This window comes from Cystobacter fuscus (genome assembly GCF_044360685.1).
In the GTDB taxonomy this organism is placed as follows: Bacteria; Myxococcota; Myxococcia; order Myxococcales; family Myxococcaceae; genus Cystobacter; species Cystobacter fuscus_C.
Genome location: NZ_CP043491.1, coordinates 8,589,143 through 8,612,663, shown reverse-complemented (window position 1 = coordinate 8,612,663; position 23,521 = coordinate 8,589,143). Strand labels below are relative to the sequence as shown.

21 protein-coding genes are annotated in these 23,521 nt (G+C 69.2%); 13 read left to right on the top strand and 8 right to left on the bottom strand.

Annotated elements, in window-relative coordinates:
- Positions 1-6: 6 nt before the first annotated feature.
- Complete coding sequence (locus F0U63_RS35270; RefSeq protein WP_395836941.1) at positions 7-801, bottom strand: glycosyltransferase family 2 protein; 795 nt, start codon at positions 799-801, stop codon at positions 7-9.
- 175 nt (positions 802-976) lie between these two features.
- On the opposite strand from F0U63_RS35270, the gene F0U63_RS35265 reads away from it, so the two are divergent.
- From F0U63_RS35265 to F0U63_RS35255, 3 genes are all read left to right on the top strand, one after another.
- Entirely contained in the window at positions 977-1,894 is a 918-nt protein-coding gene (locus F0U63_RS35265) for a diguanylate cyclase (RefSeq protein ID WP_395848476.1), read from the top strand.
- A 194-nt stretch (positions 1,895-2,088) separates the two neighbouring features.
- On the top strand, positions 2,089-3,666 hold the full coding sequence (locus F0U63_RS35260; protein WP_395848475.1) for an ATP-binding protein: 1,578 nt from the start codon (positions 2,089-2,091) through the stop codon (positions 3,664-3,666).
- Positions 3,663-5,135: a sigma-54-dependent transcriptional regulator gene (locus tag F0U63_RS35255; RefSeq protein WP_395836939.1), complete on the top strand. Its 1,473-nt coding sequence runs from the start codon at positions 3,663-3,665 to the stop codon at positions 5,133-5,135. The genes F0U63_RS35260 and F0U63_RS35255 overlap by 4 nt, the downstream gene beginning before the upstream one ends.
- 19 nt (positions 5,136-5,154) lie before the next feature.
- On the opposite strand, the gene F0U63_RS35250 is transcribed toward F0U63_RS35255, so the two are convergent.
- Positions 5,155-6,486: a replication-associated recombination protein A gene (locus F0U63_RS35250; RefSeq protein WP_395836937.1), complete on the bottom strand. Its 1,332-nt coding sequence runs from the start codon at positions 6,484-6,486 to the stop codon at positions 5,155-5,157.
- A 233-nt stretch (positions 6,487-6,719) separates the two neighbouring features.
- Between F0U63_RS35250 and F0U63_RS35245 the strand changes: the two genes are divergently transcribed.
- The 9 genes from F0U63_RS35245 (at position 6,720) to F0U63_RS35205 (ending at position 16,875) form a co-directional block, all read left to right on the top strand.
- Positions 6,720-7,922 (top strand): ROK family transcriptional regulator, encoded by a 1,203-nt coding sequence (locus F0U63_RS35245; RefSeq protein WP_395836935.1) that lies wholly within the window; start codon positions 6,720-6,722, stop codon positions 7,920-7,922.
- Entirely contained in the window at positions 7,919-9,406 is a 1,488-nt protein-coding gene (locus tag F0U63_RS35240) for a sugar ABC transporter ATP-binding protein (RefSeq protein ID WP_395836933.1), read from the top strand. The genes F0U63_RS35245 and F0U63_RS35240 overlap by 4 nt, the downstream gene beginning before the upstream one ends.
- Positions 9,387-10,424 carry an ABC transporter permease gene (locus F0U63_RS35235; RefSeq protein WP_395836931.1) on the top strand — a complete coding sequence of 346 codons (1,038 nt, stop codon included), beginning with the start codon at positions 9,387-9,389 and terminating at the stop codon, positions 10,422-10,424. The genes F0U63_RS35240 and F0U63_RS35235 overlap by 20 nt, the downstream gene beginning before the upstream one ends.
- A 75-nt stretch (positions 10,425-10,499) precedes the next feature.
- Positions 10,500-11,468, top strand: coding sequence for a substrate-binding domain-containing protein (locus F0U63_RS35230; RefSeq protein ID WP_395836929.1), 969 nt, complete (start codon positions 10,500-10,502; stop codon positions 11,466-11,468).
- 71 nt (positions 11,469-11,539) lie between these two features.
- The gene (locus F0U63_RS35225) at positions 11,540-12,562 is read left to right on the top strand and encodes a sugar phosphate isomerase/epimerase family protein (protein ID WP_395836927.1); all 1,023 of its coding nucleotides are present in this window, start codon (positions 11,540-11,542) and stop codon (positions 12,560-12,562) included.
- On the top strand, positions 12,559-13,725 hold the full coding sequence (locus tag F0U63_RS35220; protein WP_395836925.1) for a Gfo/Idh/MocA family protein: 1,167 nt from the start codon (positions 12,559-12,561) through the stop codon (positions 13,723-13,725). The genes F0U63_RS35225 and F0U63_RS35220 overlap by 4 nt, the downstream gene beginning before the upstream one ends.
- 97 nt (positions 13,726-13,822) lie before the next feature.
- A complete protein-coding gene (locus tag F0U63_RS35215; protein WP_395836923.1) occupies positions 13,823-15,121 on the top strand; it encodes a lyase in 1,299 nt (432 codons plus the stop codon).
- A gap of 129 nt (positions 15,122-15,250) precedes the next feature.
- A complete protein-coding gene (locus F0U63_RS35210) occupies positions 15,251-16,096 on the top strand; it encodes an NAD(+)/NADH kinase (RefSeq protein WP_395836921.1) in 846 nt (281 codons plus the stop codon).
- Between the two features lie 8 nt (positions 16,097-16,104).
- Positions 16,105-16,875, top strand: coding sequence for a YdcF family protein (locus F0U63_RS35205; RefSeq protein WP_395836919.1), 771 nt, complete (start codon positions 16,105-16,107; stop codon positions 16,873-16,875).
- Positions 16,876-16,878: 3 nt separating this feature from the next.
- On the opposite strand, the gene F0U63_RS35200 is transcribed toward F0U63_RS35205, so the two are convergent.
- The 4 genes from F0U63_RS35200 to F0U63_RS35185 form a co-directional block, all read right to left on the bottom strand.
- Positions 16,879-18,597, bottom strand: coding sequence for a bifunctional metallophosphatase/5'-nucleotidase (locus F0U63_RS35200; RefSeq protein WP_395836917.1), 1,719 nt, complete (start codon positions 18,595-18,597; stop codon positions 16,879-16,881).
- 49 nt (positions 18,598-18,646) lie between these two features.
- Entirely contained in the window at positions 18,647-19,393 is a 747-nt protein-coding gene (locus F0U63_RS35195) for an MBL fold metallo-hydrolase (protein WP_395836915.1), read from the bottom strand.
- Between the two features lie 67 nt (positions 19,394-19,460).
- Entirely contained in the window at positions 19,461-20,066 is a 606-nt protein-coding gene (locus F0U63_RS35190; protein ID WP_395836913.1) for a TetR family transcriptional regulator, read from the bottom strand.
- Between the two features lie 77 nt (positions 20,067-20,143).
- A complete protein-coding gene (locus F0U63_RS35185; protein ID WP_395836911.1) occupies positions 20,144-21,076 on the bottom strand; it encodes a catalase family peroxidase in 933 nt (310 codons plus the stop codon).
- Between the two features lie 122 nt (positions 21,077-21,198).
- Between F0U63_RS35185 and F0U63_RS35180 the strand changes: the two genes are divergently transcribed.
- Positions 21,199-21,840, top strand: a complete 642-nt coding sequence (locus F0U63_RS35180) for an NADPH-dependent F420 reductase (RefSeq protein WP_395836909.1) — start codon at positions 21,199-21,201, stop codon at positions 21,838-21,840.
- Between the two features lie 3 nt (positions 21,841-21,843).
- On the opposite strand, the gene F0U63_RS35175 is transcribed toward F0U63_RS35180, so the two are convergent.
- Both F0U63_RS35175 and F0U63_RS35170 read right to left on the bottom strand, forming a co-directional pair.
- Entirely contained in the window at positions 21,844-22,413 is a 570-nt protein-coding gene (locus F0U63_RS35175; RefSeq protein ID WP_395836907.1) for an adenine phosphoribosyltransferase, read from the bottom strand.
- Positions 22,410-23,399, bottom strand: a complete 990-nt coding sequence (locus F0U63_RS35170) for a 2-hydroxyacid dehydrogenase (RefSeq protein WP_395836905.1) — start codon at positions 23,397-23,399, stop codon at positions 22,410-22,412. Before F0U63_RS35170 ends, F0U63_RS35175 begins: the two co-directional genes overlap by 4 nt.
- Positions 23,400-23,521 lie beyond the last annotated feature (122 nt).

The following is a 23,521-nucleotide window of genomic DNA, read 5'->3' as shown; positions in this document are numbered from 1 at the left end:
CGGGGCCTATCCGTGGCCGCGCGCCTTCTCGCGCGCCGGGCCGTGCAGGGGGGCCACCGTGGGGGGCAGCCGCACCGGACGCTGGGCCGCCTTGGGCCAGCGCGTCTCCGGGTAGAGCCGCGACAGCTCCCGCACCATCTTCAGGATGACCGCGGGCGAGGACAGCGTGGAGATGCCGCGCGTGCGCGGGAAATAATCCACGCCCATCTGGAATACCCGGAACCCTTGATGGATTGCCTTTACCACCAGCTCCGCGTCGATGAAGGAGCCCAGACTGTTGAGCTCCACCGACTCCAGGACCTTGCGATGCATCACCTTGAAGCTGAAGTTGATGTCCTTCACATGGACACCGAAGAGCGTGCGGATGAGCAGGTTGTAGGCGAACGAGTAGATGATGCGCTTGGGGCCCTCGCTCGTGCGATCGAAGCGGAAGGCGCAGATCATGTCCGCCTCGAGGTACTTCATCAGGTGCAGCGCCCGCTCCAGCTCCTTGAGATCGAAGGGCAGGTCGATGTCCGAGTACACCACGATGTCCTTGGTGGACGCGGACAGGCCGGTGCGCATGGCGCCGCCGAGCTTGAGGTTGACCGGGTGCGTGATGAAGCGGAACTGGGGAATGCGCGCGGCGAGCTGCTCGCAAATCTCCTGGGTCCTGTCCGTGGACGCGTCGTTGACGACGATGATTTCGAAATCATCGGTCAGCTGTGGAAGCACTTCCAGGGCGCGCATGACCGAGCGCTCGACGTAATCCTCCTCGTTCCAGGCGGGAAAGAAGAGGCTGATGCTGGGAGAAGGAGCCACGATGGAAGACCTCGACGGTGCACCCCGGTGAACGGCTCACGGGGGAGGCGGCTGCTATCAAACATCCCCGGCCGAGCGCAATCCAACGGTCGCGGAGTGACTGACGGACGTGCTAGCGTCACGGCTTTGGTTGGTTTCGAGGGGTGATGTGGGAGACAGGCGCCTCATACTGTTGGTGGACGAACAGCCCGCTCGGCAAGCACAACTCGCGGGTGCGCTGGAGCAGGACGGTTTCTCCATCCGGTTGGTCTCCGCTGGCGCGGAGGCCCAACGCCTCATCGACGAGGCTCGTCTGGTGCTGCTCGTGCTCGGGCCGGCCGGTGGGCCCGCGCGCGCTCTCCTGCAGCACCTGATGGGCCGGGACGATGACGGGCAGCGTCCGTCCATCATCGCGCTCATTCCCGCCGAGGAGAACGCGGCCGTGGTGGCCGTGCTGCGCCTGGGCGCCGAGGTGGTGCGCACGCCCGTGGATCCCGAGGAGTTGTCGGTCCGGGTGGAGCGCTGCCTCCAGGAGCGGCAGCGCATGGACGCGCTGCTCACGCGCGTGAACGCGCTCGAGCGCCTGTCCATCACCGACGGGCTCACCCAGGTGCACAACCACCGCTACTTCCAGGACCGCCTGCGCGAGGAGTTCCGGCGCGCCCAGCGCTACGACGATCCGCTCTCGCTCATCCTCATCGACCTGGATCACTTCAAGCGCTTCAACGACGACCACGGCCACCAGGTGGGCGACCTCGTGCTGCGCGACGTGGCGGCCTCGCTCCAGCGCAGCGTGCGCGAGACGGACCTGCTGGCGCGCTACGGCGGCGAGGAGTTCGCCATCCTCCTGCCGCGCACGCCCCTGGCCGGCGCGCTCACCGTGGCCGAGCGCGTCTGGCGGGAGCTGGGCGTGCTGCACACCGGCCCGGAGCGCACCCTGCGCGTCACCGCCTCCGTGGGCGTCGCCTCCTTCCCCCACCACGCCGTGGGCAACGCCGAGCAGCTGGTGCGCTCCGCCGACGAGTCCCTCTACCGCGCCAAACACGAGGGCCGTAACCGCATCTGCGTCCACTCGGCCCTCGCGTCCTCCCCCGAACGGCCCGCCTCCCCCTAGTCCCCTTGTCTGCTGGATGGGTCAAAAGGGGTGGGTCCCCATTGACCCGATTTTTCAGTCGGGGTATGATTATACCCAGGGTGTTCAGGAGCCCCGGGTGTTGAAGCACCCGGTATCAGGGCGGTTTGCGAGATAATGGATGTTGGCAGCGTCATTGCAAACGCTCGGGGTTCGGATTCGGGACGAGGTTGCCACTGGAACTGGCGCAGACACAGGGAGCGGTGCCACGCGGTCGGCTGTTGCTGGTGGACGACGAGGAATACATCCTGAAGTCCATCCGGCGTGTTCTCCGGCGCGGTGACTGGCAGATCGAGACGGCGTCGGACGCGGAAGAGGGTCTCAAGGCCCTCGAGCGTTTCACGCCCGAAGTGGTCATTTCTGACTTCCGCATGCCGGGCATGAATGGCGTGGAGTTCCTCAGCCGCGTGAAGGCGCAGGTCCCCCGCGCCCAGCGCATCATGCTCACGGGGCAGGCGGATCAACAGGCCATCGAGGAGGCCATCAACCGTTCGGAGATCTTCCGCTTCATCTCCAAGCCGTGGAACGACAGCCACCTGGTCCTCACGGTCAAGAGCGCCTTCGAGCAGTACGCGCTGCAGGCGGAGAACGAGCGGCTGTTGCGCGTGACGCAGCAGCAGAACGAGGAGCTGCGGCGGCTCAACGCGGAGCTGGAGACGCGCGTGACGCTGCGCACGCACCTGCTCAGCCAGGCCAAGCGGGAGTGGGAGCTGGCGTTCGACTCCATGGACACGCCGCTCGCCGTGGTGCGCGCGGACTATGGGGTGCGCCGCGCCAACCGCGCCTACACGGAGCTGGCGGGCGACCGGCTCAAGGAGCCGCTGAGCGAGGAAGGCTCCGAGCAGCTGTGCCACAAGCTGCTGTTCGATCGCGACTCGCCCTGCCCGGGCTGTCCCCTGCACGAGGCGCTGGAGAGCAATCGCGGCACGCGCGCGGAGATCCGCCCCCGTGGCCGCATCTACGCCATGGCCGCCTACCCGCTCACGGGCGAGGGGCGCGCGGTGTGTTCCTACCGGGACATCACCGACGAGCGCGAGATGACGCGCCGGTTCATCGAGACGGAGAAGATGGCGGCGGTGGGGCAGCTCGCCGGCGGCGTGGCGCACGAAATCAACAACCCGCTGGGTGGCATCCTCGCCTTCGCGCAGTTGATGAAGCGCGACGAGGGCCGCAGCAAGGAGGACCTCGAGTCGCTGGGCCTCATCGAGGAGAGCGCGCTGCGCTGCAAGCGCATCGTGGAGAGCCTCTTGAAGTTCAGCCGCCACAGCCGCACGGATGATCGGCGCACGTTCCAGCTCAACAAGTGCGCGGAGGACTCGGCGGTGCTCTTCGGGGCCCAGCTCAAGTCCTACCCCAAGGTGCGGTTGGACCTGCGCCTGGAGCCGCAGCTGCCCGAGCTGTTCGGAGACCCGGGCCAGCTGTCGCAGGTGATGCTCAACCTGCTGCAGAACGGCCTGCACGCGCTGCCCTCCACCGGCGGCAACCTGACGCTGGAGACGGGCAGGGAAGAGGATCGCTGCTTCTTCCGCGTCGCCGACACGGGCTGTGGCATCGAGGAGCGCTACCTCGCGCGCATCTTCGAGCCCTCCTTCACCACGAAGCCTCCGGGTCAGGGAACGGGCCTGGGCTTGTCGATCGCCTACCGTATCGTCGAGGACCACGGCGGCGTCTTCAAGGTCGATACCCAGATGGGCGAGGGTTCTCGCTTCACCGTCTACATCCCCATTCCGTTGCAGCTCGAGAGGTCGCCGTGAGCCCTCCCCCGTCCTCCCCCGCCCCCAAACGCGCCAAGATCCTGGTCGTGGACGACGATCCCATCGTCCTCAAGGCCGTCACCTCCATCCTCGTGCGCGAGGGCTACCAGGTCGTCTCCATCGACGACGCCGTCGAGGGATTGACGGCCGCGAAGGACCCCTCCATCGACGTGGCCGTGCTGGACATCAAGATGCCCAACCTGTCCGGCATGGACCTGTTGCGCGGCATCAAGGCGGTGCGGCCCGACGTGGAGGTCATCATGATGACCGCCTTCGCCACGGTGGAGACGGCCGTGGAGGCGGTGAAGGCCGGCGCCTACGACTACCTGACCAAGCCCTTCGAGAACATCGACGAAGTGAGCATGACGGTGGCCAAGGCGGCCGAGCGCAAGTCACTGCGCGACAGGGCCCGCGCGCTCGAGGAGGCGCTCAGCGCGCGCAACCAGTTCGAGGAGCTCATCGGCCAGTCCGCGCAGATGCGCGCCGTGTTCAAGCTGGTGGAGACGGTGAGCCACTCCACCGCCACGGTGCTCATCCAGGGTGAGAGCGGCACGGGCAAGGAGCTCGTGGCGCGCGCCATCCACTACCGCAGCGCGCGCAAGGACAAGCCCTTCGTGGCGGTCAACTGCTCGGCCCTCACGGACACGCTCCTGGAGAGCGAGCTGTTCGGCCACGTGAAGGGCAGCTTCACCGGTGCCACCTCCAACAAGAAGGGTCTGTTCGAGGCGGCCGACGGCGGCACCATCTTCCTCGACGAGATTGGCGACGTGCCCCCCGCCACCCAGGTGCGCCTGTTGCGCGTGCTGCAGGAGGGCGAGGTCAAGCGCGTGGGCGCCAACGAGCCGGTGAAGGTGGACGTGCGCGTCATCGCCGCCACGCACGTGGACCTCAGCCGCGCCAAGGAGCAGGGCAAGTTCCGCGAGGACCTGTTCTACCGGCTCAACGTCATCACCATCGACTTGCCGCCCCTGCGCGATCGTCCCGAGGACGTGCCGCTGCTCACCCACCACTTCCTCAAGGTGTACACCGCCAAGGTGGGCAAGCGCGTCACGGGCTTCACGCCCCGCGCCCTCGAGGCCCTCACCTGCAACCGGTGGACGGGCAACGTGCGCGAGCTGGAGAACGTCATCGAGCGCGCCGTGGTGCTCACCTCCAAGGAGGTGCTGGACACGGATGATCTGCCGCCGGGCTTCCAGGAGGCTCCCCAGGCCGGCGCCCAGGTGGAGGTGTTCAGCCTCGCGCACCTGCCCTACGCCCAGGCCAAGCGCCTGGCCATGCGCGCCTTCGAGCGGCGCTACCTCACCGCGCTCCTGGAGAAGCACACCCACAACGTCTCCAGCGCCGCGCGCGCCGCCGGGGTGGATCGCTCCAACTTCCGCCGCCTGCTCAAGCAGTACGAGGTGGCCGGCCGCACCATGAAGCGCTCCAAGGACGACGACGACGACGATACCCTCGACGCCGCGTCCTGAGTCCTGACGGGGGGGCCGCTCAGCCCTCCTCGCCCGGATCGCGCGAGCGGCTCGCCAGCAGACGTTGGATCTCCTCGTAGCGCTCGGCCATCTCCCGCTCGAAACCGTTGCGCGTGGGCGTGTAGAAGCGCCGGCCCTTGAGCGCCGAGGGCAGGTAGTCCTCCGGGACGTAGTTGCCCTCGAAGTTGTGCGGGTACTTGTAGCCCGCGCCGTAGCCCAGTGACTTCATCAGTTTGGTGGGCGCGTTGCGCAGGTGCGCGGGCACCGGCAGCGCGCCTCCTTCCGTGACGGCGGCGCGCACCGCGGCGTACGCGGAGATGACCGCGTTGGATTTGGGCGCGAGCGCCAGGTACGTCACCGCCTGGGTGAGGGGCAGGGTGCCCTCGGGCAGGCCCATCAGCTCGAAGGCGCGCAGCGCGTCCACCGCCACTCCGAGCGCACGCGGATCCGCGTTGCCCACGTCCTCCGAGGCGAAGATGACCATGCGCCGGAAGATGAAGACCGGATCCTCCCCCGCCTCCAGCATGCGCGTCATCCAGTAGAGCGCGGCGTCCACGTCCGAGCCCCGCATGGATTTGATGAAGGCGCTCACGACGTTGTAGTGCTCCTCGCCCGCCTTGTCGTAGAGCAGCGCCTTGTGTTGCAGGGCCTCCTCGGCGATGGCCTTGTCCACGCGGGTGCCCCCATGCGCGGCGGCGGCCTCCAGCGCCGTGAGCGCCTTGCGCGCATCTCCTCCCGACGCCTGCACGAGGAAGGTGAGCGCCTCATCGTCCACCTGCACCTTGCCCGCCAGGCCCTTGGGGGACTCCACCGCCCGGCGCAAGAGCGCCACGAGCTCCTCCTCCTCCAGCCCTCTCAGGGTGACGACGCGCGCGCGCGACAGGAGCGCCGCGTTCAGCTCGAAGGAGGGGTTCTCCGTGGTGGCCCCGATGAGGGTGACGGTCCCCTTCTCCACGTGCGGCAGCAGCGCGTCCTGCTGCCCCTTGTTGAAGCGGTGGATTTCATCCACGAAGAGCAGGGTGCGCTGGCGGCGCATCTTCCAGCGCTCCTGCGCTCGCGCCACCGTCTCGCGGATCTCCTTCACTCCGGAGAGCACCGCGGAGAGCGACTCGAAGGCGGCGCCGGTGGAGTGGGCAATGAGGTGGGCGAGCGTCGTCTTGCCCGTCCCAGGAGGGCCCCAGAGGATGATCGATGGCACCTGATCCTGCTGGATGGCCCGGCGCAGGAAGCGGCCTTCTCCCGTCAGGTGCTCCTGGCCGACGAACTCCTCCAGACGGGTGGGGCGCATCCGCTCGGCGAGGGGCGCCAGGGTGGCCTCGTCCTTGCGGCTGGCGTGCTCGAAGAGATCCATGGGGAAATACTGTTGTCCCCCTCCGACCCTGTCACGGAGCCGTTGTGCCGCCGCGACCGCCAGGCCGTCCTTCGAGAGGTGGTCTTTCTTCCGTTCAGTGAATCGATTCCGCACGAGGTGAATGGGTATAGACCCATTTCGGGTCGAAGTTTTGCGTTGTCGGGCCGAAGTTCTCCCCAGTAGTTTGCACTTCGGCTTTCGCGCAACGCCCTTCACCCCCGCTGAGACCCGACTTGAACCGCTGGAACGGCCTATCTCCTGGAGAGCTCGCCCTGCTGGACACGGTGTTCTGGTCCGGTGGCCTGTCTCGCGACGCGCTCGCCCGGCGCTCGGCCTTCTCCAAGACGCGAGCCAACGCGGTGGTGGCGGGTCTTCTGGAGCGGGGGCTGCTGGAGGAGAACGGCTTGCAGGCCTCGTCCGGTGGCCGCCGGGCCGAGACGCTGCGGCTGCATCGGGGGCTGGGCGTGCTGCTGGCGGCGGATCTCGGCGCGACCGGCCTGCGCGTGGGCGTGCTGACGCCGGACCTGGAGGTGCTGGCGCGGCACGTGGAATCCGCGGACGTGCGCAAGGGCCCCGAGGTCGTCCTCGCGCGCGTGCGGGCGCTGCTGCGTCAGTTGCTGGAGCAGGCCGGTCGCTCGGCCCACGACGTCATCGGCATCGGCATGGGCGTGCCGGGCCCCGTCAACTTCGAGTCCGGCCAGCTCGTCAACCCGCCGCTCATGCCCGAGTGGGATGGCTTCTCCCTCCGCGACGACATGAAGGCCGACTTCGCCGCGCCCCTCTTCGTGGACAACGACGTCAACATCATGGCGCTCGGGGAGCTGTGGCGGCTGCAGCGCTCGCTGCACAACTTCCTGGTCATCAAGGTGGGCACCGGCATCGGCTGCGGCATCGTGTGCCAGGGCCAGGTGTACCGGGGCTCCACCGGCTCGGCGGGAGATGTCGGCCACATCTGCGTGGACCCGTCCGGTCCGCGCTGCCACTGCGGCAACCTGGGTTGCGTGGAGGCGATGGCGGCGGGACCGGCGATCGCCCGCATGGCACGCGCGGCGGTGGAGGCGGGCGAGAGCGCGCTGCTCGCGGAGACCCTGGCGGCCACTGGCACCATCCGCCCCGAGGACGTGGCCCGCGCCAGCCGCGCGGGGGACGCGGCGGCCAACGCCATCGTGCAACGCGCGGGCGGGCTCATCGGCCAGATGCTCGCGTCGGCCGTGAACTTCTTCAACCCGTCGCACATCTTCTTCGGCGGTTCGATGATGCGCATCGGCCCGCTGTTCCTCGCGTCGCTGCGGCAGAGCATCTACCAGCGCTCGCTGGCGCTCTCCACGCGCCAGCTCGAGATCCAGCTCTCCCCCCTCGGGGAGCAGTCGGGACTCATCGGCGCCGCGGTGCTGGCCATGCAGGAGACCCTGCGCATGAAGGGAGCGGCGCGATGAGTCTCGCCATCGAGTTCCGTGATGTGGTGAAGGCGTTCGGCCCGGTGCGGGTGCTGCACGGGGTCAGCTTCGCGCTGCCACCGGGCCAGGTCGTCGGCCTGCTGGGCGAGAACGGCGCGGGCAAGTCCACGCTGATGAAGATCCTCTCCGGCTACGAGCGGGCCACCTCGGGCGAGGTGCTCGTCAATGGCGAGGCGGTCCACTTCACCGGCTCCCGCGAGGCCGAGGCCCGGGGCATCGTGTTGATCCACCAGGAGTTCAACCTCGCCGAGGATCTGACAATCGCGCAGAACATCTTCCTCGGTCACGAGAAGAAGCGCGGCTGGTTGTTGGACGACGCGGCGATGAACCGCGAGTCCGCGCGCGTGCTGGAGCAGGTGGGGCTGAGGGCCTCTCCCGAGACGCCGGTGCGCCAGTTGATCGTCGCGGAGAAGCAACTGGTGGAGATCGCCAAGGCGCTGGCCCGCAAGGCGCGGCTGCTCATCATGGACGAGCCCACGGCCACGCTGACGCCGGGCGAGACCGAGCGCCTGTTCGCGTTGATCGCCCAGCTCAAGGCCGATGGCGTCTCGCTGCTCTACATCTCGCACAAGCTGGACGAGGTGGAGCGCATTACGGATGAGGTGGTGGTGATGCGGGATGGCCGCTTCGTCGCCCGCTCGGCGACGCGCGACGTGACACGCCACCAGATGGCCAGCCTCATGGTGGGCCGCGAGGCCTCGGATCTCTACCCACCCAAGGCGCCTCCTCCCGCGGACGTTCCGCCCCGGCTGAGCGTGCGGGGACTCACGGTGCCGGGGTGGGCCCGGAACGTGAGCTTCGACGTGCGTCCCGGAGAAATCCTCGGGTTCGCGGGACTGGTCGGCGCCGGCCGCACCGAGCTGTTCGAGGGCCTTCTCGGCTTGAGGCCGCGCGAGGTGGAGCACGTCGAGCTCGATGGCCGCCGCGCCCACTGGCGCAACCCCCGGGATGCCGCTGGGGACGGGCTCACGTACCTCAGCGAGGATCGCAAGGGGAAGGGCCTGCACGTGCACTTCGGCCTGCGCGAGAACCTGACGATGATGGCGCTCTCGCGCTACGCCACGCCCTGGCTGCGGCCCGAGGCCGAGCGCCAGGCACTCGAGGACGCCGTGAAGCGCTTCGGCATCCGCACGGGCTCCCTGGACAACCGCGCCTCGGCCCTGTCCGGCGGCAACCAACAGAAGCTCGCGCTCGCCAAGGTGCTGCACCCCGACCCCAAGGTGGTGGTGCTCGACGAGCCCACGCGCGGCGTCGACGTGGGCGCCAAGCGCGACATCTACTTCCTGATCGAAGCGCTGGCCCGCGAGGGCCGGGCCGTGATCGTCATCTCCTCCGAGCTGATGGAGCTGATCGGACTGTGCCACCGCGTGGCGGTGATGCGCGGCGGCCAGCTCCGCACCACGCTCGAGGCCGACCAACTGACCGAAGAGGAACTCATCGCCCATGCCACCGGAACCCACTGATTCCCTTCGGCCGGGAGCCACCGCTCTGTCCGCCTCGGACGGGACGCCGCTCCACCGTGTCCGCGCCCTCCTGCATGGCTTCGGCCCTCTGCTCGGGCTCATCGTGCTGTGTATCGCCGGCACCGCGCTCAACGGCGACTTCGCCACGCTCGACAACGTGATGAACGTCCTCACGCGCACCGCCTTCATCGGCATCATCGCGGTGGGCATGTGCTTCGTCATCATCTCCGGAGGCATCGATCTCTCCGTGGGCTCGATGGCCGCGCTCATCGCCGGCGCTCAGATCCTCCTGATGAACCGCCTGGCCCCGTCGCTCGGCTCCCCCGTGTCCGTGATCGCGCTCGGCATCGGCTTCGCGATCCTGCTCGGCGCGCTGTTCGGCCTCGCGCACGGCCTGCTGATCACCCGGGGTGGCATCGAGCCGTTCATCGTGACGCTCGGCACGCTCGGCATCTTCCGGGCGTACCTCACGTACTTCGCCGACGGCGGTGCCATCACCCTGGACTCGGACCTGTCCGATGCCTACGGCCCCGTCTACTACGCCAGCTTCCTCCTCCCGGTTCCCGTGTGGGTGTTCCTCGCGGTCGCGCTCGGGGGAGGGCTCATCCTCAACCGCACGGCCTACGGCCGCTACGTGCAGGCCATCGGCTCCAACGAGCAGGTGGCGCGCTACGCCGCCGTGGACGTCAACAGCATCAAGGTGCTCACCTACATGCTGCTCGGCGTCTGCGTGGGTATCGCCACCGTCCTGTACGTGCCGCGCCTCGGCTCCTCCTCGCCCACCACCGGCCTGTTGTGGGAGCTGGAGGCGATCGCGGCGGTGATCGTCGGGGGCACCGCGCTCAAGGGCGGCTCGGGCACCATCACCGGCACCGTCGTGGGCGCGATCCTGCTGTCCGTCATCAGCAACATCCTCAACCTCACCAGCATCATCAGCGTGTACCTGAACTCGGCGGTTCAGGGCTTCGTGATCATCGGCGTGGCGTTCATGCAGCGCCGGCGCAAAGGCGCCTCGTGACGAAGTGAGTGGTGTCGTCCGGCAGCCGGGGGGCTGCCTTGTCGTTCTCCCTTACCCCACCAGGAGACAACCCGTATGAAGCCCATCTTCCGTAGACTCGCCCTCGGCCTATCCGCCATGGCCGCGCTCCTCACCGCGTCCGGAGCGCTCGCGCAGGACAAGCAGGTCAACCTCGGCGTGGCCATCCCAGCGGCCACCCACGGCTTCACCGGCGGCATCGTCTGGTGGGCCAACGAGGCCAAGAAGGAGTTGGAGAAGCAGCACCCGGGCCTGAAGATCACCGTGAAGACGGCGGCCAATGCCTCCGAGCAGGCCAATCAGCTCCAGGACCTGCTGACCGTCAACAAGATCAACACCCTGGTCGTCTTCCCCTTCGAATCCGCCTCGCTCACCCGGCCCGTGGCGCAGGTGAAAAGCAAGGGCGTCTACGTCACCGTGGTCGACCGGGGGCTGACCGACACCAGCGCGCAGGATGCCTACGTCGCCGGGGACAACACCGCCTTCGGCCGCATTCCGGCCGAGTACCTGGCCAAGCGCCTCAACGGCAAGGGCAACATCGTGGCGCTGCGTGGCATCGCGACCACGATCGACAACGAGCGCATGGACGCCTTCAACGCCGTGCTGAAGAACTACCCCGACATCAAGCTGCTCGACGCGCGCTACGCCAACTGGAACCGCGACGATGCCTTCAAGGTGATGCAGGACTACCTCACGCGCTTCAAGCAGATCGACGCCGTGTGGGCCGCCGATGACGACATGGCCGTCGGGGTGCTCAAGGCCATCGAGCAGGCCAAGCGCACCGACATCCAGGAGGTGTTCGGCGGCGCGGGCTCCAAGGGCATGGTCAAGACCATCCTCGAGGGCAAGAACAAGCTCGTCCAGGCCGACGTCTCCTACTCGCCCAAGTTCATCTACGAGGCCATCAAGCTGACCGCCGAGGCGCGCCTCAAGGGCGAGGCGCTGCCCCCCAAGACGATCATCCCCTCGGTGCTCATCACCAAGGAGAACGCCCAGCAGTTCTACTTCCCGAACTCGCCCTTCTAGGTGCCTTCCATCCCCGGCCCCTCCCACGCGGGTGGGGCCGCGGGGTGCCACTCCCTTCCCGGACTCCGACCATGCCAAGACCCGTCATGCTGTTCACCGGCCAGTGGGCCGACCTGCCTCTCTCCGAACTCGCTCCGCTGGCCCGGCGCATGGGCTACGACGGCCTGGAGCTGGCCTGCTCGGGCGATCACTTCAACGTGCGCGAGGCGCTCGCCTCCAAGACGTACGTGCGTGAGAAGCGGGCCCTGCTCGAGTCCCATGGACTGCAATGCCTGGCGATCAGCAACCACCTGGTCGGCCAGGCCGTGTGCGATCTGATCGACGAGCGGCACCAGTCCATCCTTCCCGATCACGTGTGGGGAGATGGTGAGCCGGAAGGGGTGCGCCAGCGCGCCGCCCAGGAGATGAAGGACACGGCGCGCGCCGCCGCCGCCTTCGGCGTGAAGACCGTCACGGGCTTCACGGGCTCGTCGGTGTGGCACGCCACCTATGCCTTCCCGCCCACCTCCCAGGCCTTCTGGGACAAGGGGTTCGCCGACTTCGCCCGCCGCTGGACGCCCATCCTCGACGGGTTCGAGGAGCACGATGTCCGCTTCGCGCTCGAGGTCCACCCGACGGAGATCGCCTTCGACATCGCCACCGCCCAGCGCGCGCTCGAGGCGGTGAAGGGCCACCGCCGCTTCGGCTTCAACTTCGACCCCAGCCACCTCGGCTACCAGGGCGTGGACTACGTGAAGTTCCTCCGCACGTTCGCGGGTCGCGTCTTCAACGTGCACATGAAGGACGTGTGGTGGGGCCGGGGCGACGGCACCGTCGGCGTGTTCGGTGGCCACACGAGCTTCGGCGATGCGCGCCGCTACTGGGACTTCCGCAGCGTGGGCCGGGGGCTGATCGACTTCGAGTCCATCATCGTCGCGCTCAACGACACCGGCTACGCGGGACCGTTGAGCGTGGAGTGGGAGGACAGCCGGATGGATCGCGTGCACGGGGCGACCGAGAGCGCCGCCTTCTGCAAGCGGCTCGACTTCCCCGCCGCGGCGGGAGCGTTCGACGCCGCGTTCGACAAGGACAAGCAGACCCGGGCGGCGAAATGAGCGCCTCGCACGATCGCAAGCTGCGCTACGCCATGGTCGGTGGTGGGCGTGACGCGTTCATCGGCGCGGTGCACCGGCGGGCCATGGCCTTGGACGGGCAGATGGAGCTGGTCGCCGGTGCGCTCTCGTCCGACCCGGACAAGGCGCGCGCTTCCGGCCGCGACCTGGGCCTCGCCGACGCGCGCAACCACGGCCGCTGGGAGGACCTGCTCGCCGATGAGCTGAAGCGTCCGGCGGACGAGCGCATCGACTTCGTTTCCATCGTCACGCCCAACCACGTGCACTACCCGGTGGCCAGGGCGTTCGCCGAGGCCGGCATCCACGTGGTGTGTGACAAGCCGCTCGTGCACACCAGCGCCCAGGCCGAGCAGCTCGTGCGCACGGTGGAGCGCACCGGCATCGTGTTCGGCGTCACCTACAACTACACCGGCTATCCCATGGTCCGCGAGGCGCGGGCACTGGTGCGTGGCGGTGTCCTGGGCGAGCTGCGCAAGGTGACCGTCGAGTACAACCAGGGCTGGCTCGCCACGCACCTCGAGGCCCAGGGCAACAAACAGGCCGGTTGGCGCACGGATCCCGAGAGGAGCGGGGTGGCGGGCGCCATCGGCGACATCGGCTCGCATGCCGAGAACCTGGCCGCCACCGTCACGGGGCTCGAGATCGAGGCGATCTGCGCGGACCTCGGCTCGCTCGTTCCCGGGCGCCGGCTCGATGACGATGGCAACCTGCTGCTGCGTTGGCGCGGGGGTGTGCGGGGCGTGTTGGTCGCCTCGCAGATCGCCGCCGGCTTCGAGAACGATCTGCGCCTGCGCGTGTTCGGCTCCGCGGGCTCACTCGAATGGCGGCAGGAGGAGCCCAACCAGTTGGTGCATGCACCGCTCGATGGACCCAGGCGCATCCTCACGCGGGGCTCGCCGTGGTTGAGCGAGTCGTCGCGCCGCGCCTGCCGCGTGCCCTCCGGTCATCCGGAGGCCTTCATCGAGGCGTTCGCCAACGTGTACCTGGGCGTCGCGGCGGACATCCGCGCCCGGCTCGCCGGAGTGCGCGCGGATCCGATCGCCGCGGACTATCCGCGCGTCACCGATGGCGCGCGCGGGGTGCGCTTCATCGAGAAGACGGTCGAGTCGGCCTCCAGCGATCGCAAGTGGACGCCCATGACGTAACGGGGGCATTGAGCAGGTTTGCTCGTATTGCGGGTCTGTTCACAATTCCGGTTTTTTGGGTTAAGCGCTTTTCAAGCCCTTGCTCCGGAGCGCTCGCATGCGTCGTCTGCTCTCGTCCCTCGTGATGATGTCCCTGCTGGGTTGTGGTGCGGGCCCCACTCCAGAAGAGGAGGCCGCGCTCGGAGCGGGGGAGGAGGGGCTCGCGGTGCCGGTGCTGGCGAGCCCTCCGCAGGCCACGGTGGACCAGGCCATCGCCGCGCCGCTGGGGTGGTTCGGCGTCAACTCCACGGGGGAACGCTACTGCTCCAACTGCAATGGCCAGTCCATCCTCCTCGCCATCGCGGCCTTCAAGGGGAACACGAGCGCCGATGCGAGGCTCCTGCAGCAGATGCGCTACGTCATCGGCGGCAACCGGGATCCGTTCGCCAACGGCGGCTACATGGCCCAGCACGAGCGGATGATGACGGGCATGTTCGCCATCGCCAAACGCACCCCACGCGTCTGGGAGCAGCTCACCGCCGCCGAGAAGACGAAGATCGATCTCATCATGAAGGCGACGCTGGTGGGCTCGGCCTATACCACCTCCGACACGAGCAACGCGGGCGCCGCCACCCCCACGGGCATCGATGGAGACACCAACCTCGATCGCGACTGGAACCCCAACTATCGCGAGGGCATGGTGGGCGCGATGCTCGTCTCCACGCTGTACCTGGGGGGCCGGACCGCGACGGACACGTTCCTCAACGGCTACAAGCACGCCGCCTTCGTGACGCAGCTCACCTCGGCGGGCCTTACCCGGCTCGCCTCGGTCTTCAACACGAATGTCGCCAATCCGAGCGCGGGGGCTCCCAGCGCCGCCACCATCGAGAGCGCCATCCGGAACTACCGCTACAAGGGACTGGCACTCGACCAGCTCTTCGACATCTACGTGCTGCTGGCGAACGACACGTTCAGCGCCACCGTGGATTGTGGCCTCAACGCGGGCGCCGGGGTGCTGCTGAGCACGGGCGAGCACTCGGGCTATCTGGTGGAGGGCTGTGCCCAGTTGGCCAACAAGGGCAAGGTGGGCCAGCTCAAGGAGTTCCACTCCAACGACGCCAACGGCGCGCGCAGCTCCATCACCTACGCCTATGACGGCTTCAAGCCGGACCTCACCAACCACGCGGTGCTGATGGCGTACGGGGCCATTCCCGTGGGCACCACCACCACCGCGGTGGTGAACCGCATCTCCGTGGGGGCGAAGGATCTGTTCTTCAAGGCCGCCCACGGCTACCGCAACTACGCCAAGGGCAAGGATTACGGCACCTTCAAGCTGCCGGCCTCGGGCACCGGCAACGGCTACGAGTTCAACCGTCCTCTCTGGGAGAACGTCATCGCTCCCGCGTACGGCCTCTGACGGGTCCGGCAGCGGCCACGGGGGGCTCCCTCCGGGACGGTCCGGCGCCTCGCCGGTGTCACGAGGTCATCGAAGCGGCCATTTCCTCCAACGCGACCCGGGGCGCTTGGTCTACAACCCGGACCCATCGTGCACACCCTGGTTCTGGTTGCGAAGAAGGACAAGCCCGAGGCGGCGGAACTCGCCCTGCGGATCCGTGAACGCTACCCCTCGCTGGAGGTGCTGGGGGACCGTCTCCTGGCCCACACGCTCGGCTGGCCGCGCATCGAGGACCGGGAGCTGGTGAGCCGGGCGGATCTCGTGGTGGTGCTCGGAGGAGATGGCACCCTCATCCACGCCGCGCGGCTGCTGGATGGGCGCCCCACGCCCATTCTCGGAGTGAACCTGGGCACACTGGGCTTCATGACGGAGATTCCCGCGGACGGCATCTTCCCCGCGCTGGACGCGGTGCTCGCGGGCCGCTTCAAGCTGGAGTCGCGCATGAAGCTGTGCTGCCGGCTGGTGCGCGACGGCAAGGTGCTGGTGCAGGACGAGGTCCTCAACGACGTGGTCATCAACAAGGGGGCGCTCGCGCGCGTGGCGGACCACGAGGTGTCCATCGAGGGAGTGCCCGTGGCCACGTACAAGGCGGACGGCGTCATCCTGGCCACGCCCACCGGCTCCACCGCCTACTCGCTGTCCGCGGGCGGGCCCATCGTCCACCCCTCGGTGGACTGCACGGTGCTCACGCCCATCTGCTCGCACGCCCTCACGCACCGCTCCACGCTCGTGCCCGCCGACCGCACCATCCGCATCACCCTGTGCAGCGAGACCGCCGACACCTTCCTCACGCTGGACGGGCAGACGGGCCACGGCCTGCAGTGTGGGGACAGCATCGAGGTGGTGCGCTCGCCCAACCGGGTGCAGCTCCTGCGCGACCCCGGCGTGGGCTACTTCTCCATCCTTCGCAAGAAGCTCCACTGGGGCGAGCGCTAGGCCCGGGCGTGTTCATCTTCCTGTCGAAGGTGTTGGATCTGTTCCTCGCGCCGCTCACCTGGGCGCTGTTGTTCATGGCGGTGGGGGTCGTGCTGCGCCGCAGGCGGGCGCGGCTGGCGGTGGGGCTGCAGGTGCTCGGGTGGCTCACGCTGTACGTCTTCTCCACCGAGGCCGTGGCCAACGCGCTCCAGCGCTGGGTGGAGGCGGGCGTGGTGTCCACGTACCAGCCGGACACCGTCTATGACGCCGTCATCGTGCTGGGCGGGGCGGTGGACGCGGATGCCACGGAGCGCTCGGGCTATCCCGAGTACAACCCCGCGCCGGAGCGCATCATGCGGGGCTTCGAGCTGCTGCGCGAGGGCAAGGCGCGCCTGGTGCTGCTGGCGGCGGGCACGCTGGACACGCGCCCGGAGGCGCCGGTGGAGGCGGATCTGCTCGCGCATCAGTTGATGATGTGGGGGATTGCCCCCGAGCGCATCGTGCGTGAGGCCAAGAGCCGCAACACGCGCGAGAACGCGGTGAACTCCGAGCGCATCATCCGCGAGCGGGGCTGGCACAAGCTGCTGCTGGTGACGAGCGCGGCGCACATGCCCCGGGCGCTGGGGACCTTCGAGGCGGTGGGGCTGCATCCGGACACGCTCGCGGTGGATGTGCGCTCGCATGCCTGGTATCCGCACGGCTTCTGGTGGCAGCCCCGGGCGTCCAACCTGTCCGCGGGGACGGACGCGCTGCGGGAGCTGTTCGGGCGGCTGGTGTACCGGCTGCGCGGGTGGGCGTAGCGGCTAGTGCGCCGCCCGGGCGCCGATCGGACAGGAGATGGGGATCTCCTCGTCCGTGGTCGCCACGTCATGGGCGCCCGCGCGCAGCCGCCGGATGCGGCCGTCCGTGCCGGGGACGATGGAGGGCGCGGACGCGAAGGCGGCGCGCAGCACTTCCTGGGTGGTGCGCCCCTGCTTGGGGGCGAGCTGGTACTTCGCGCCCTTGAACATGGTGTACCCGTCGCCGCCCCCGGAGAGGTACGAGTTGGTGGCGAGCGTGTACGTGCGCTTGGGATCGAGCGGCTCGCCATTCACGCTGACGCTCACGAGGCGCTCGCCCACGGGCCGGCAGACGTCGAAGGTGTAGTGGATGCCGGAGACCTGGGGAAAGCGCCCCGGATCCGCCTCCTCGGCGCTGCGGCTCACACCGTGCTCCAGCGCCTGGAGCAGCACCGCGCCCGTCACCTCGATGCTCACCACCGAGTCCGGGAAGGGGTGGATGGCCAGCACGTCCCGGCGGGTGAGGGGACCGGGCCGCAGCACCGAGTCCGAGCGGATGGCGCCGCCGTTGATGAGCGCCACCTGCGCGCCCGCGGCCTGGCGGTAGGCGTCCGCGATGAAGGAGCCCAGGTTGGTCTCGTGGTTGCGGTTGGCCTGCTCGTTCGCGTCGAGCGGCACGGAGGTGCGGCCCACGGGCTCGGACAGCTCGGCCGTCAGCGCGTCATACGGGTGCATGGCGGCGGTGAAGGCGGTGTCCTCGGGCACGTCCGGCGTCACCGGCAGCACGTCGAAGTCCATGCTGCGCAGCTTGCCGCTGCGCGTGCCCACGTGCAGCGTGACGCGTCCCAGCTCGCGCGCCTCGGAGGACATCTTCACGATGGGCGTGCCGTTGGACACCGCCTGCATCAGGATGTGCTCGTGGCCGCCGATGATGACGTCGATGGGCGCGCAGCGCGCGAGCGTCTTGTCCTCGGCCACGAACAGGTGCGTGAGCCCGACGATGACCTGGGCGCCCTGGGCCTTCATGAGCGGCACGACCTCGCGCGCCTTGGCGCAGGTGTCCGTGAAGTACACGTTCGGCCCGGGCTTGGAGCTGTACTTCGTCTTGCCCAGCAGCACCCCGAAGAGCCCCACCTTCACCCCGCCCACCTCGCGGATGACGAAGGGCGGCGTGTCCGCGAAGGGGCGCTTCGTCTCCTTGTCGATGACGTTGGCGCCCAGCCACGTGAAGTGTGACTCCTTGATGCGCTGGCGCAGCACGTCCGGCCCGAAGTCGAACTCGTGGTTGCCCAGCACCGCGTAGTCCAGGCCCAGGGCGTTCCACGCGTCGATCATCTGCTTGCCCTTGTGGACGGTGGATTCCACCGAGGGCCCCAGCGTGTCGCCGGCCATCAGGAACAGCGTGTGGGGCGATTCGGCGAGCACCTGCTTGCGCAGGGTGGACAGCCGCGCCAGTCCTCCGCGGCCCCCGAAGTCCACCGGGGTGAACTGATACACGTCGTTGACGTGCAGGAGGGTGACGGTGACGGTGGGCTCGTCCTCCAGCTCCGGCTCGGGGGACGGCGGCGTGCGTCCCAACAGGGAGGAACAGCCCGCGAGCAGCAGGGGGGCCAGGAGTAGGGCGGAGAGGCTCGGCGGGCGGAACGGAGAGGACATGGGAGTCTTGGCGGCGGCGAGAATCTCCCACGTCGGGCCCGCTTGTACATCCTTCTCGCGTGACCCGTCCGTGACGCGCCGCCACATGTGCGCCCTCCCTCTCGCACAGCGAGGTGGCGGGCGCGACGGACACGATTCACACCGTGTAGCGGCGTCCCTGCGCGAGCGGCTCGATGTTGCTCGCCGCCAGGTCGAAGCCATCCGGGTAGTGGATGAGCCGCATCTTCGCGCGCACCGCCTCGGGCAGGGCCGCCAGCCGGGCATAGGGTGTGTGGACACCGTGATTCGTCTCGTGCACCACGAGGTCCGCCTCGCCGAGCCAGGCGATCAACCCCTCGTCATAGGCGGTGTCCGCGCTGTAGCCGAGGCAGCGCCCGCCAGCGCGGATGCGCAGGGCCGTGGTGGGCACGTGGTGGTAGGTGCGGCGGCACTCGATGGAGAAAGGGCCGAAGCGCACGGCGTGCTCGGTGGAGAGCGGCAGGGGCTCGAAGTAGTCGTCGAGCCCATGGCGCTCGGGCTCGCCTCCGGGCGTGCGGATGAGATCCTCCATGCCGGCGGCGAGGTGGCCCTCCCACAGCCGGCGCGTCACGTCCGGATGGGCGAGCAGACGCAGCTTCCGCTTGAGCACGAAGAAGGAGAAGTAGCCGAGCCCTTCCACGCCCGAGCTGTGGTCGGCGTGCAGGTGGGTGAGCACGAGGCCCGACACGCGATCGGCGTCCAGCGCAACTCCCGAGGACAGGCTGGCCTCGCGCATCATCTTGCGGATGGGGTGGGGACAGTCCACGAGCAGCACCTGGCCCTCGGCTTCGACGGCCAGGCAGGAGGAGTAGTACAGGGCGGAGAAGGCATCACCGACGCCGAGGGTGACGAAGGACAGGCTCATCGAGGACTCCAGGGAGAGGATGGGGAACCGAGGCGCTGCCCGGGGCTCCGTGTGGGAAGGATGTGAATCATCGCCGCGCCTCCGGGCCGGCCGTGTCGAGCAGCCCCGCGGCCATGCGCTTCACCGTGCCCGCGGCCGAGCCCGGGGGAATCAGCCCCGGAGCGGCCGTCGAGAGCACGAAGTAGCCCTGGATCGCCGCGAAGAGTCCCGCCGCCACCGCCCGCGCCCGCTCCCGGCCGAGCACCTCGCCCACCAGCTCCTCCAGGTGCGCCAGGTCCGCGCGCACCACCTTGTCGTAGGCCTCGCGCACCTCGGGCTGGCGCAGCGCCTCCGCGCTGATGGTCACCCAGGCCGCCACCGCCTCCGGCTCCGCGTGGTCTCCCGTGGCGAGGAAGGACTCGATGAAGGCCTCTACCCGCGCCCGCGGCCCTCCCTTCGTCCGCGCCAGCCGCGCCTTCACCCGCTCCCGCCCCCGCTCCGCGAGCTGCTCCATCAGCGCCAGGAGCACCTCCTGCTTCTGGGCGAAGTGGTAGTGCACCAGACCCGGACTCAGCCCCGCCGCCTTCGCGATCTCCGCGATGGACGCGCGCTCGTAGCCGCGCTCGGCCATGACGCGCAGCAGCCCCTGGACGATCTGCCTCCGACGCTCCTCCGTGTTCGATGGGCGGGCCATGTCCGAACCCCCTGTTTCTAAGTTGGTCGAACAACCTATAAACAGGCAGGGGGTCCGGCGTCAACCGGGCCCGCGGGCTACTGTCCCAGGTCGGCCGGCTTGGGCTCGGCCTTGGTCTCCTGGGCGCGGCGGCGGTGGGACTCGCGGTACACCTGGGAGCGGAAGCGCAGGATGGGATCGTCGGACAGCTCGATGCCGGGGACGACGCCGGTCGGATCGAAGACGAACAGCTCGGACTCGCGCTGGTCCTCATAGGGGCGCTCGAGCACGAGCCGGCCGACGGTCACCAGCGGGCGGTCCTCGGGCCAGGCGCGGGTGGCGTCGTGGGTGGGGTCGCCCGGCTGGGCCAGCTGGAACTCGAGATCCCAGGACACGCGCTCGCGCGAGACGCGTTGCCGGATTTCATCGAGCAGGTACTGCTCGGGGCGCTGGGTGGCCTCGGCCTCGCTCAGGGAGGCGGGGCCGGCCAGGGGCACCCAGCGGTAGCGGAAGGTGCGGCGCTGGCCGTTCGCGTCCACCAGGTGGTAGGCGTGGATGCCGTTGAAGCGCTCGTGGGCGAAGCTGGGCGTGGGCTTGAGCTGGGCGACGCCCTTGATGCCGCGCAGCGCGCTCAGGTGCGTGGCGAGGTAGCCCAGCAGGCGCAGCGGGTTGGGCTTGCGCTTCTCGCCCTCGGGGCGCTGGGCGGTGGTGAGCTGCACGAACTCCTGGGGCGTGCGCACGAGGAAGACGGGGATGTTGGCGGCGGCCCATGTCGCGAAGCCGCCCGAGGGCAGGGTGAAGCGCACGGCGAGGCCCAGCACCCGGCCCCGGGTGGGCGACACGCGATCCCCGGCGTGGGGGTTGCCCGCGGCGTTCGACAGCCGCACGAGCGTGCGGATGGGCGGGCCCTGGAAGTGCTCCGCCGTCGTCAGGCCCCGGGCGTCGGGCGCGGGGGTGAACGTCGCATGGAACACCAGCCCGCGGGAGTGGGCGCGCCGGTAGCCCTTCTCGGCGCCGGTATAGGCCTCCATGGCATGAATCGCTTCTTGAACTGGCTCCGCCATCTCGCTCGTCCTTCTTTTTTCTGGGAGGTTTGACACGACGCGCCACCAGCGGCGTCGCGCGCTGATAACAGGGGCTCGCGGGAGGTGTCATGCGGATTGGAATCATCGGCAGTGGCAAGGTGGGCCGGGCCCTGGGCGCCTGGATGACCCGGGTGGGCTACGAGGTGGCCTTCACCTCGCGCACCCAGGCGCATGCGCTCGAGGCGGCGCGCGACGCGGGCCCGGGCGCGACGGCCCTGGAGCCGCGCGCGCTGGTGGAGGCGTGTGAGCTGCTCCTGCTGACGCTGCCCTTCACGCAGATCGTCCCCACGCTCGAGCCGCTGCGCGAGGCGCTCGCGGGGAAGATCCTCGTCGATGTCACCAACCCCATCACCGACAACCACCGGGCGCTGAGCATGGGGCACACGACGTCCGGCGCCGAGGAGATCTCTCGGCGCTTTCCGGAGGTGAGCGTGGTGAAGGCCTTCAACGCCGTCTTCGCGGAGGTGTACGCCGCCCAGCGCTCCCAGCTCGACGGCCGGCCCGTCACGGTGTTCTACGCGGGCGACGAGGACGCGGCGAAGCAGCGGGTGCGGGAGATCCTCGTGCGGCTGGGGTTCGACGCGGTGGACGCCGGACCCCTGATGAACTCGCGCTACCTCGAGCCCCTGTCGCTGCTCAACATCCACCTGGGGCGCGTGCTCGGCTGGGGCGCGCACATCGGCTTCTCGCTGCTGCGCGAGCCGCGATGAGCCTCAATAGGAGAGCAGGGAGCAGACCTTGTCGCGGCCCAGGCGCTCGCGTCCGGGCAGGAAGTCCAGCGAGATGAGGAAGCTGTAGCCCACCACTTCCGCGCCCAGCGCCGTCACCAGACGCTGCGTGGCCAGCGCGGTGCCGCCCGTGGCCAGCAAGTCATCCACGATGAGCACCCGGTCTCCCGGGACCACCGCGTCCTCGTGCAGTTGCAGGGCGTCCTCGCCGTACTCCAGCGCGTAGCGCTCGGTGCGGGTGCGCCAGGGCAGCTTTCCCGGCTTGCGCGCGGGGGCGAAGCCCGCGTGCAGGGTCAGGGCGATGGGCGAGCCGAACAGGAAGCCGCGCGACTCCACGGCCACCACCCGGTCGATGCGCTGGCCCCGGAAGGGCGCCGCCATGGCGTCCACCACGCGGTGGAACAGGTGGGGATCGGCGAGCACGGGCGTCACGTCCTTGAAGAGGATGCCCGGCTTGGGGAAGTCCGGCACGTCGCGCAGACGGTTCCTCACCTCGTCGAGGAGGGTGGCGTCATGACCGGCGGTGAAGGGGGAGGGCGGGGGCGTCGGACTCATGGGCGGTAGATCTCCGGGTTGACACAATTCGGGGGCGGGCGGCCCTCCAGCGCGGCGAGCAGGTTGTCCACCGCCATGGAGGCCATGCGGCCGCGGGTGGCGTGGCTCGCGCTGGCGATGTGGGGGGCGAGCAGCACCCGGGGCAGGTGCAGGAGGGGGCTGTCGAGTGGCAGGGGCTCGGGGTCCGTCACGTCCAGGGCGGCGCCGCCCAGGTGCCCGCTCCGGAGCGCGTCCACGAGCGCGGACTGATCCACCACGGGCCCCCGGGCGGTGTTCACCAGCAGGGCGCCGGGTTTCATGGCGGCCAGCTCCGCCCGTCCTAGCCAGTGGCGGGTTTCCGGGGAGAGGGGCACGTGCAGCGAGACGACATCCGCCTGGGCCAGCAGCGTGGCCTTGTCCACTCGCGTGAGACCCAGCTCCGCCTCCAGCTCCGGCCGGGCGCGGCGGTTGACGTACAGCAGCCGCATGCCGAAGCCCCGGGCGCGCCGGGCCACCGCCGCGCCAATGGCGCCCAGGCCCACGATGCCCAGCGTGGCCCCGTGGACGTCCGGGCCCAGCAGCAGGCCGGGCTCCCAGGTGCGCCACTGGCCCGCCCGCACGTAGGCATCCGCCTCCGCCACCCGCCGCGCCAGCCCCAGGAGCAGGGCGAAGGCGAAGTCCGCCGTCGTCTCGGTGAGCACCCCGGGGGTGTTGCCCACCGCGATGCGCCGGGCGGTGCAGGCGCCCACGTCGATGTTGTCGTGGCCCACCGCCACGTTGCTGACCACCCGCAGGTGGGGGGCCTGGGCGAGCAGGGCCTCGTCTATCCGGTCGGTCAAGAGGGTGATGAGCCCCTCGGCCTCCCGGGCTTCCGCCTGGAGGACCTCAGGTGGGGGGGGAAGGGGTTCCGGCCAGACGCGGGGTGAGGTATGCACGGCCAGTCGGGCGAGCGCCTCTCCTGGCAAGTGCCGGGTGACGAAGACGCGAGGGGGGGTGGGGCGTTTCATCTCGACCGACCATGCTCTCACAAGGAGTGGGCCGTGCGGTGGGTGAGCGATCGAACATCGTTTGGCCACCGGCCTTTATTTTTCCCACGACGCGAGACGTCCCGTCTGTGGTAATCGAATGG

Excerpts from the sequence above, each read along its gene's own strand:
- F0U63_RS35250 (WP_395836937.1), bottom strand. The coding sequence starts at position 6,486 with ATGGATCTCTTCGAGCACGCCAGCCGCAAGGACGAGGCCACCCTGGCG.
- F0U63_RS35240 (WP_395836933.1), top strand. The coding sequence starts at position 7,919 with ATGAGTCTCGCCATCGAGTTCCGTGATGTGGTGAAGGCGTTCGGCCCG.
- F0U63_RS35235 (WP_395836931.1), top strand. The coding sequence starts at position 9,387 with ATGCCACCGGAACCCACTGATTCCCTTCGGCCGGGAGCCACCGCTCTG.
- F0U63_RS35230 (WP_395836929.1), top strand. The coding sequence starts at position 10,500 with ATGAAGCCCATCTTCCGTAGACTCGCCCTCGGCCTATCCGCCATGGCC.
- F0U63_RS35225 (WP_395836927.1), top strand. The coding sequence starts at position 11,540 with ATGCCAAGACCCGTCATGCTGTTCACCGGCCAGTGGGCCGACCTGCCT.
- F0U63_RS35220 (WP_395836925.1), top strand. The coding sequence starts at position 12,559 with ATGAGCGCCTCGCACGATCGCAAGCTGCGCTACGCCATGGTCGGTGGT.
- F0U63_RS35215 (WP_395836923.1), top strand. The coding sequence starts at position 13,823 with ATGCGTCGTCTGCTCTCGTCCCTCGTGATGATGTCCCTGCTGGGTTGT.
- F0U63_RS35200 (WP_395836917.1), bottom strand. The coding sequence starts at position 18,597 with ATGTGGCGGCGCGTCACGGACGGGTCACGCGAGAAGGATGTACAAGCG.
- F0U63_RS35195 (WP_395836915.1), bottom strand. The coding sequence starts at position 19,393 with ATGAGCCTGTCCTTCGTCACCCTCGGCGTCGGTGATGCCTTCTCCGCC.
- F0U63_RS35190 (WP_395836913.1), bottom strand. The coding sequence starts at position 20,066 with ATGGCCCGCCCATCGAACACGGAGGAGCGTCGGAGGCAGATCGTCCAG.
- F0U63_RS35185 (WP_395836911.1), bottom strand. The coding sequence starts at position 21,076 with ATGGAGGCCTATACCGGCGCCGAGAAGGGCTACCGGCGCGCCCACTCC.
- F0U63_RS35180 (WP_395836909.1), top strand. The coding sequence starts at position 21,199 with ATGCGGATTGGAATCATCGGCAGTGGCAAGGTGGGCCGGGCCCTGGGC.
- F0U63_RS35175 (WP_395836907.1), bottom strand. The coding sequence starts at position 22,413 with ATGAGTCCGACGCCCCCGCCCTCCCCCTTCACCGCCGGTCATGACGCC.
- F0U63_RS35170 (WP_395836905.1), bottom strand. The coding sequence starts at position 23,399 with ATGAAACGCCCCACCCCCCCTCGCGTCTTCGTCACCCGGCACTTGCCA.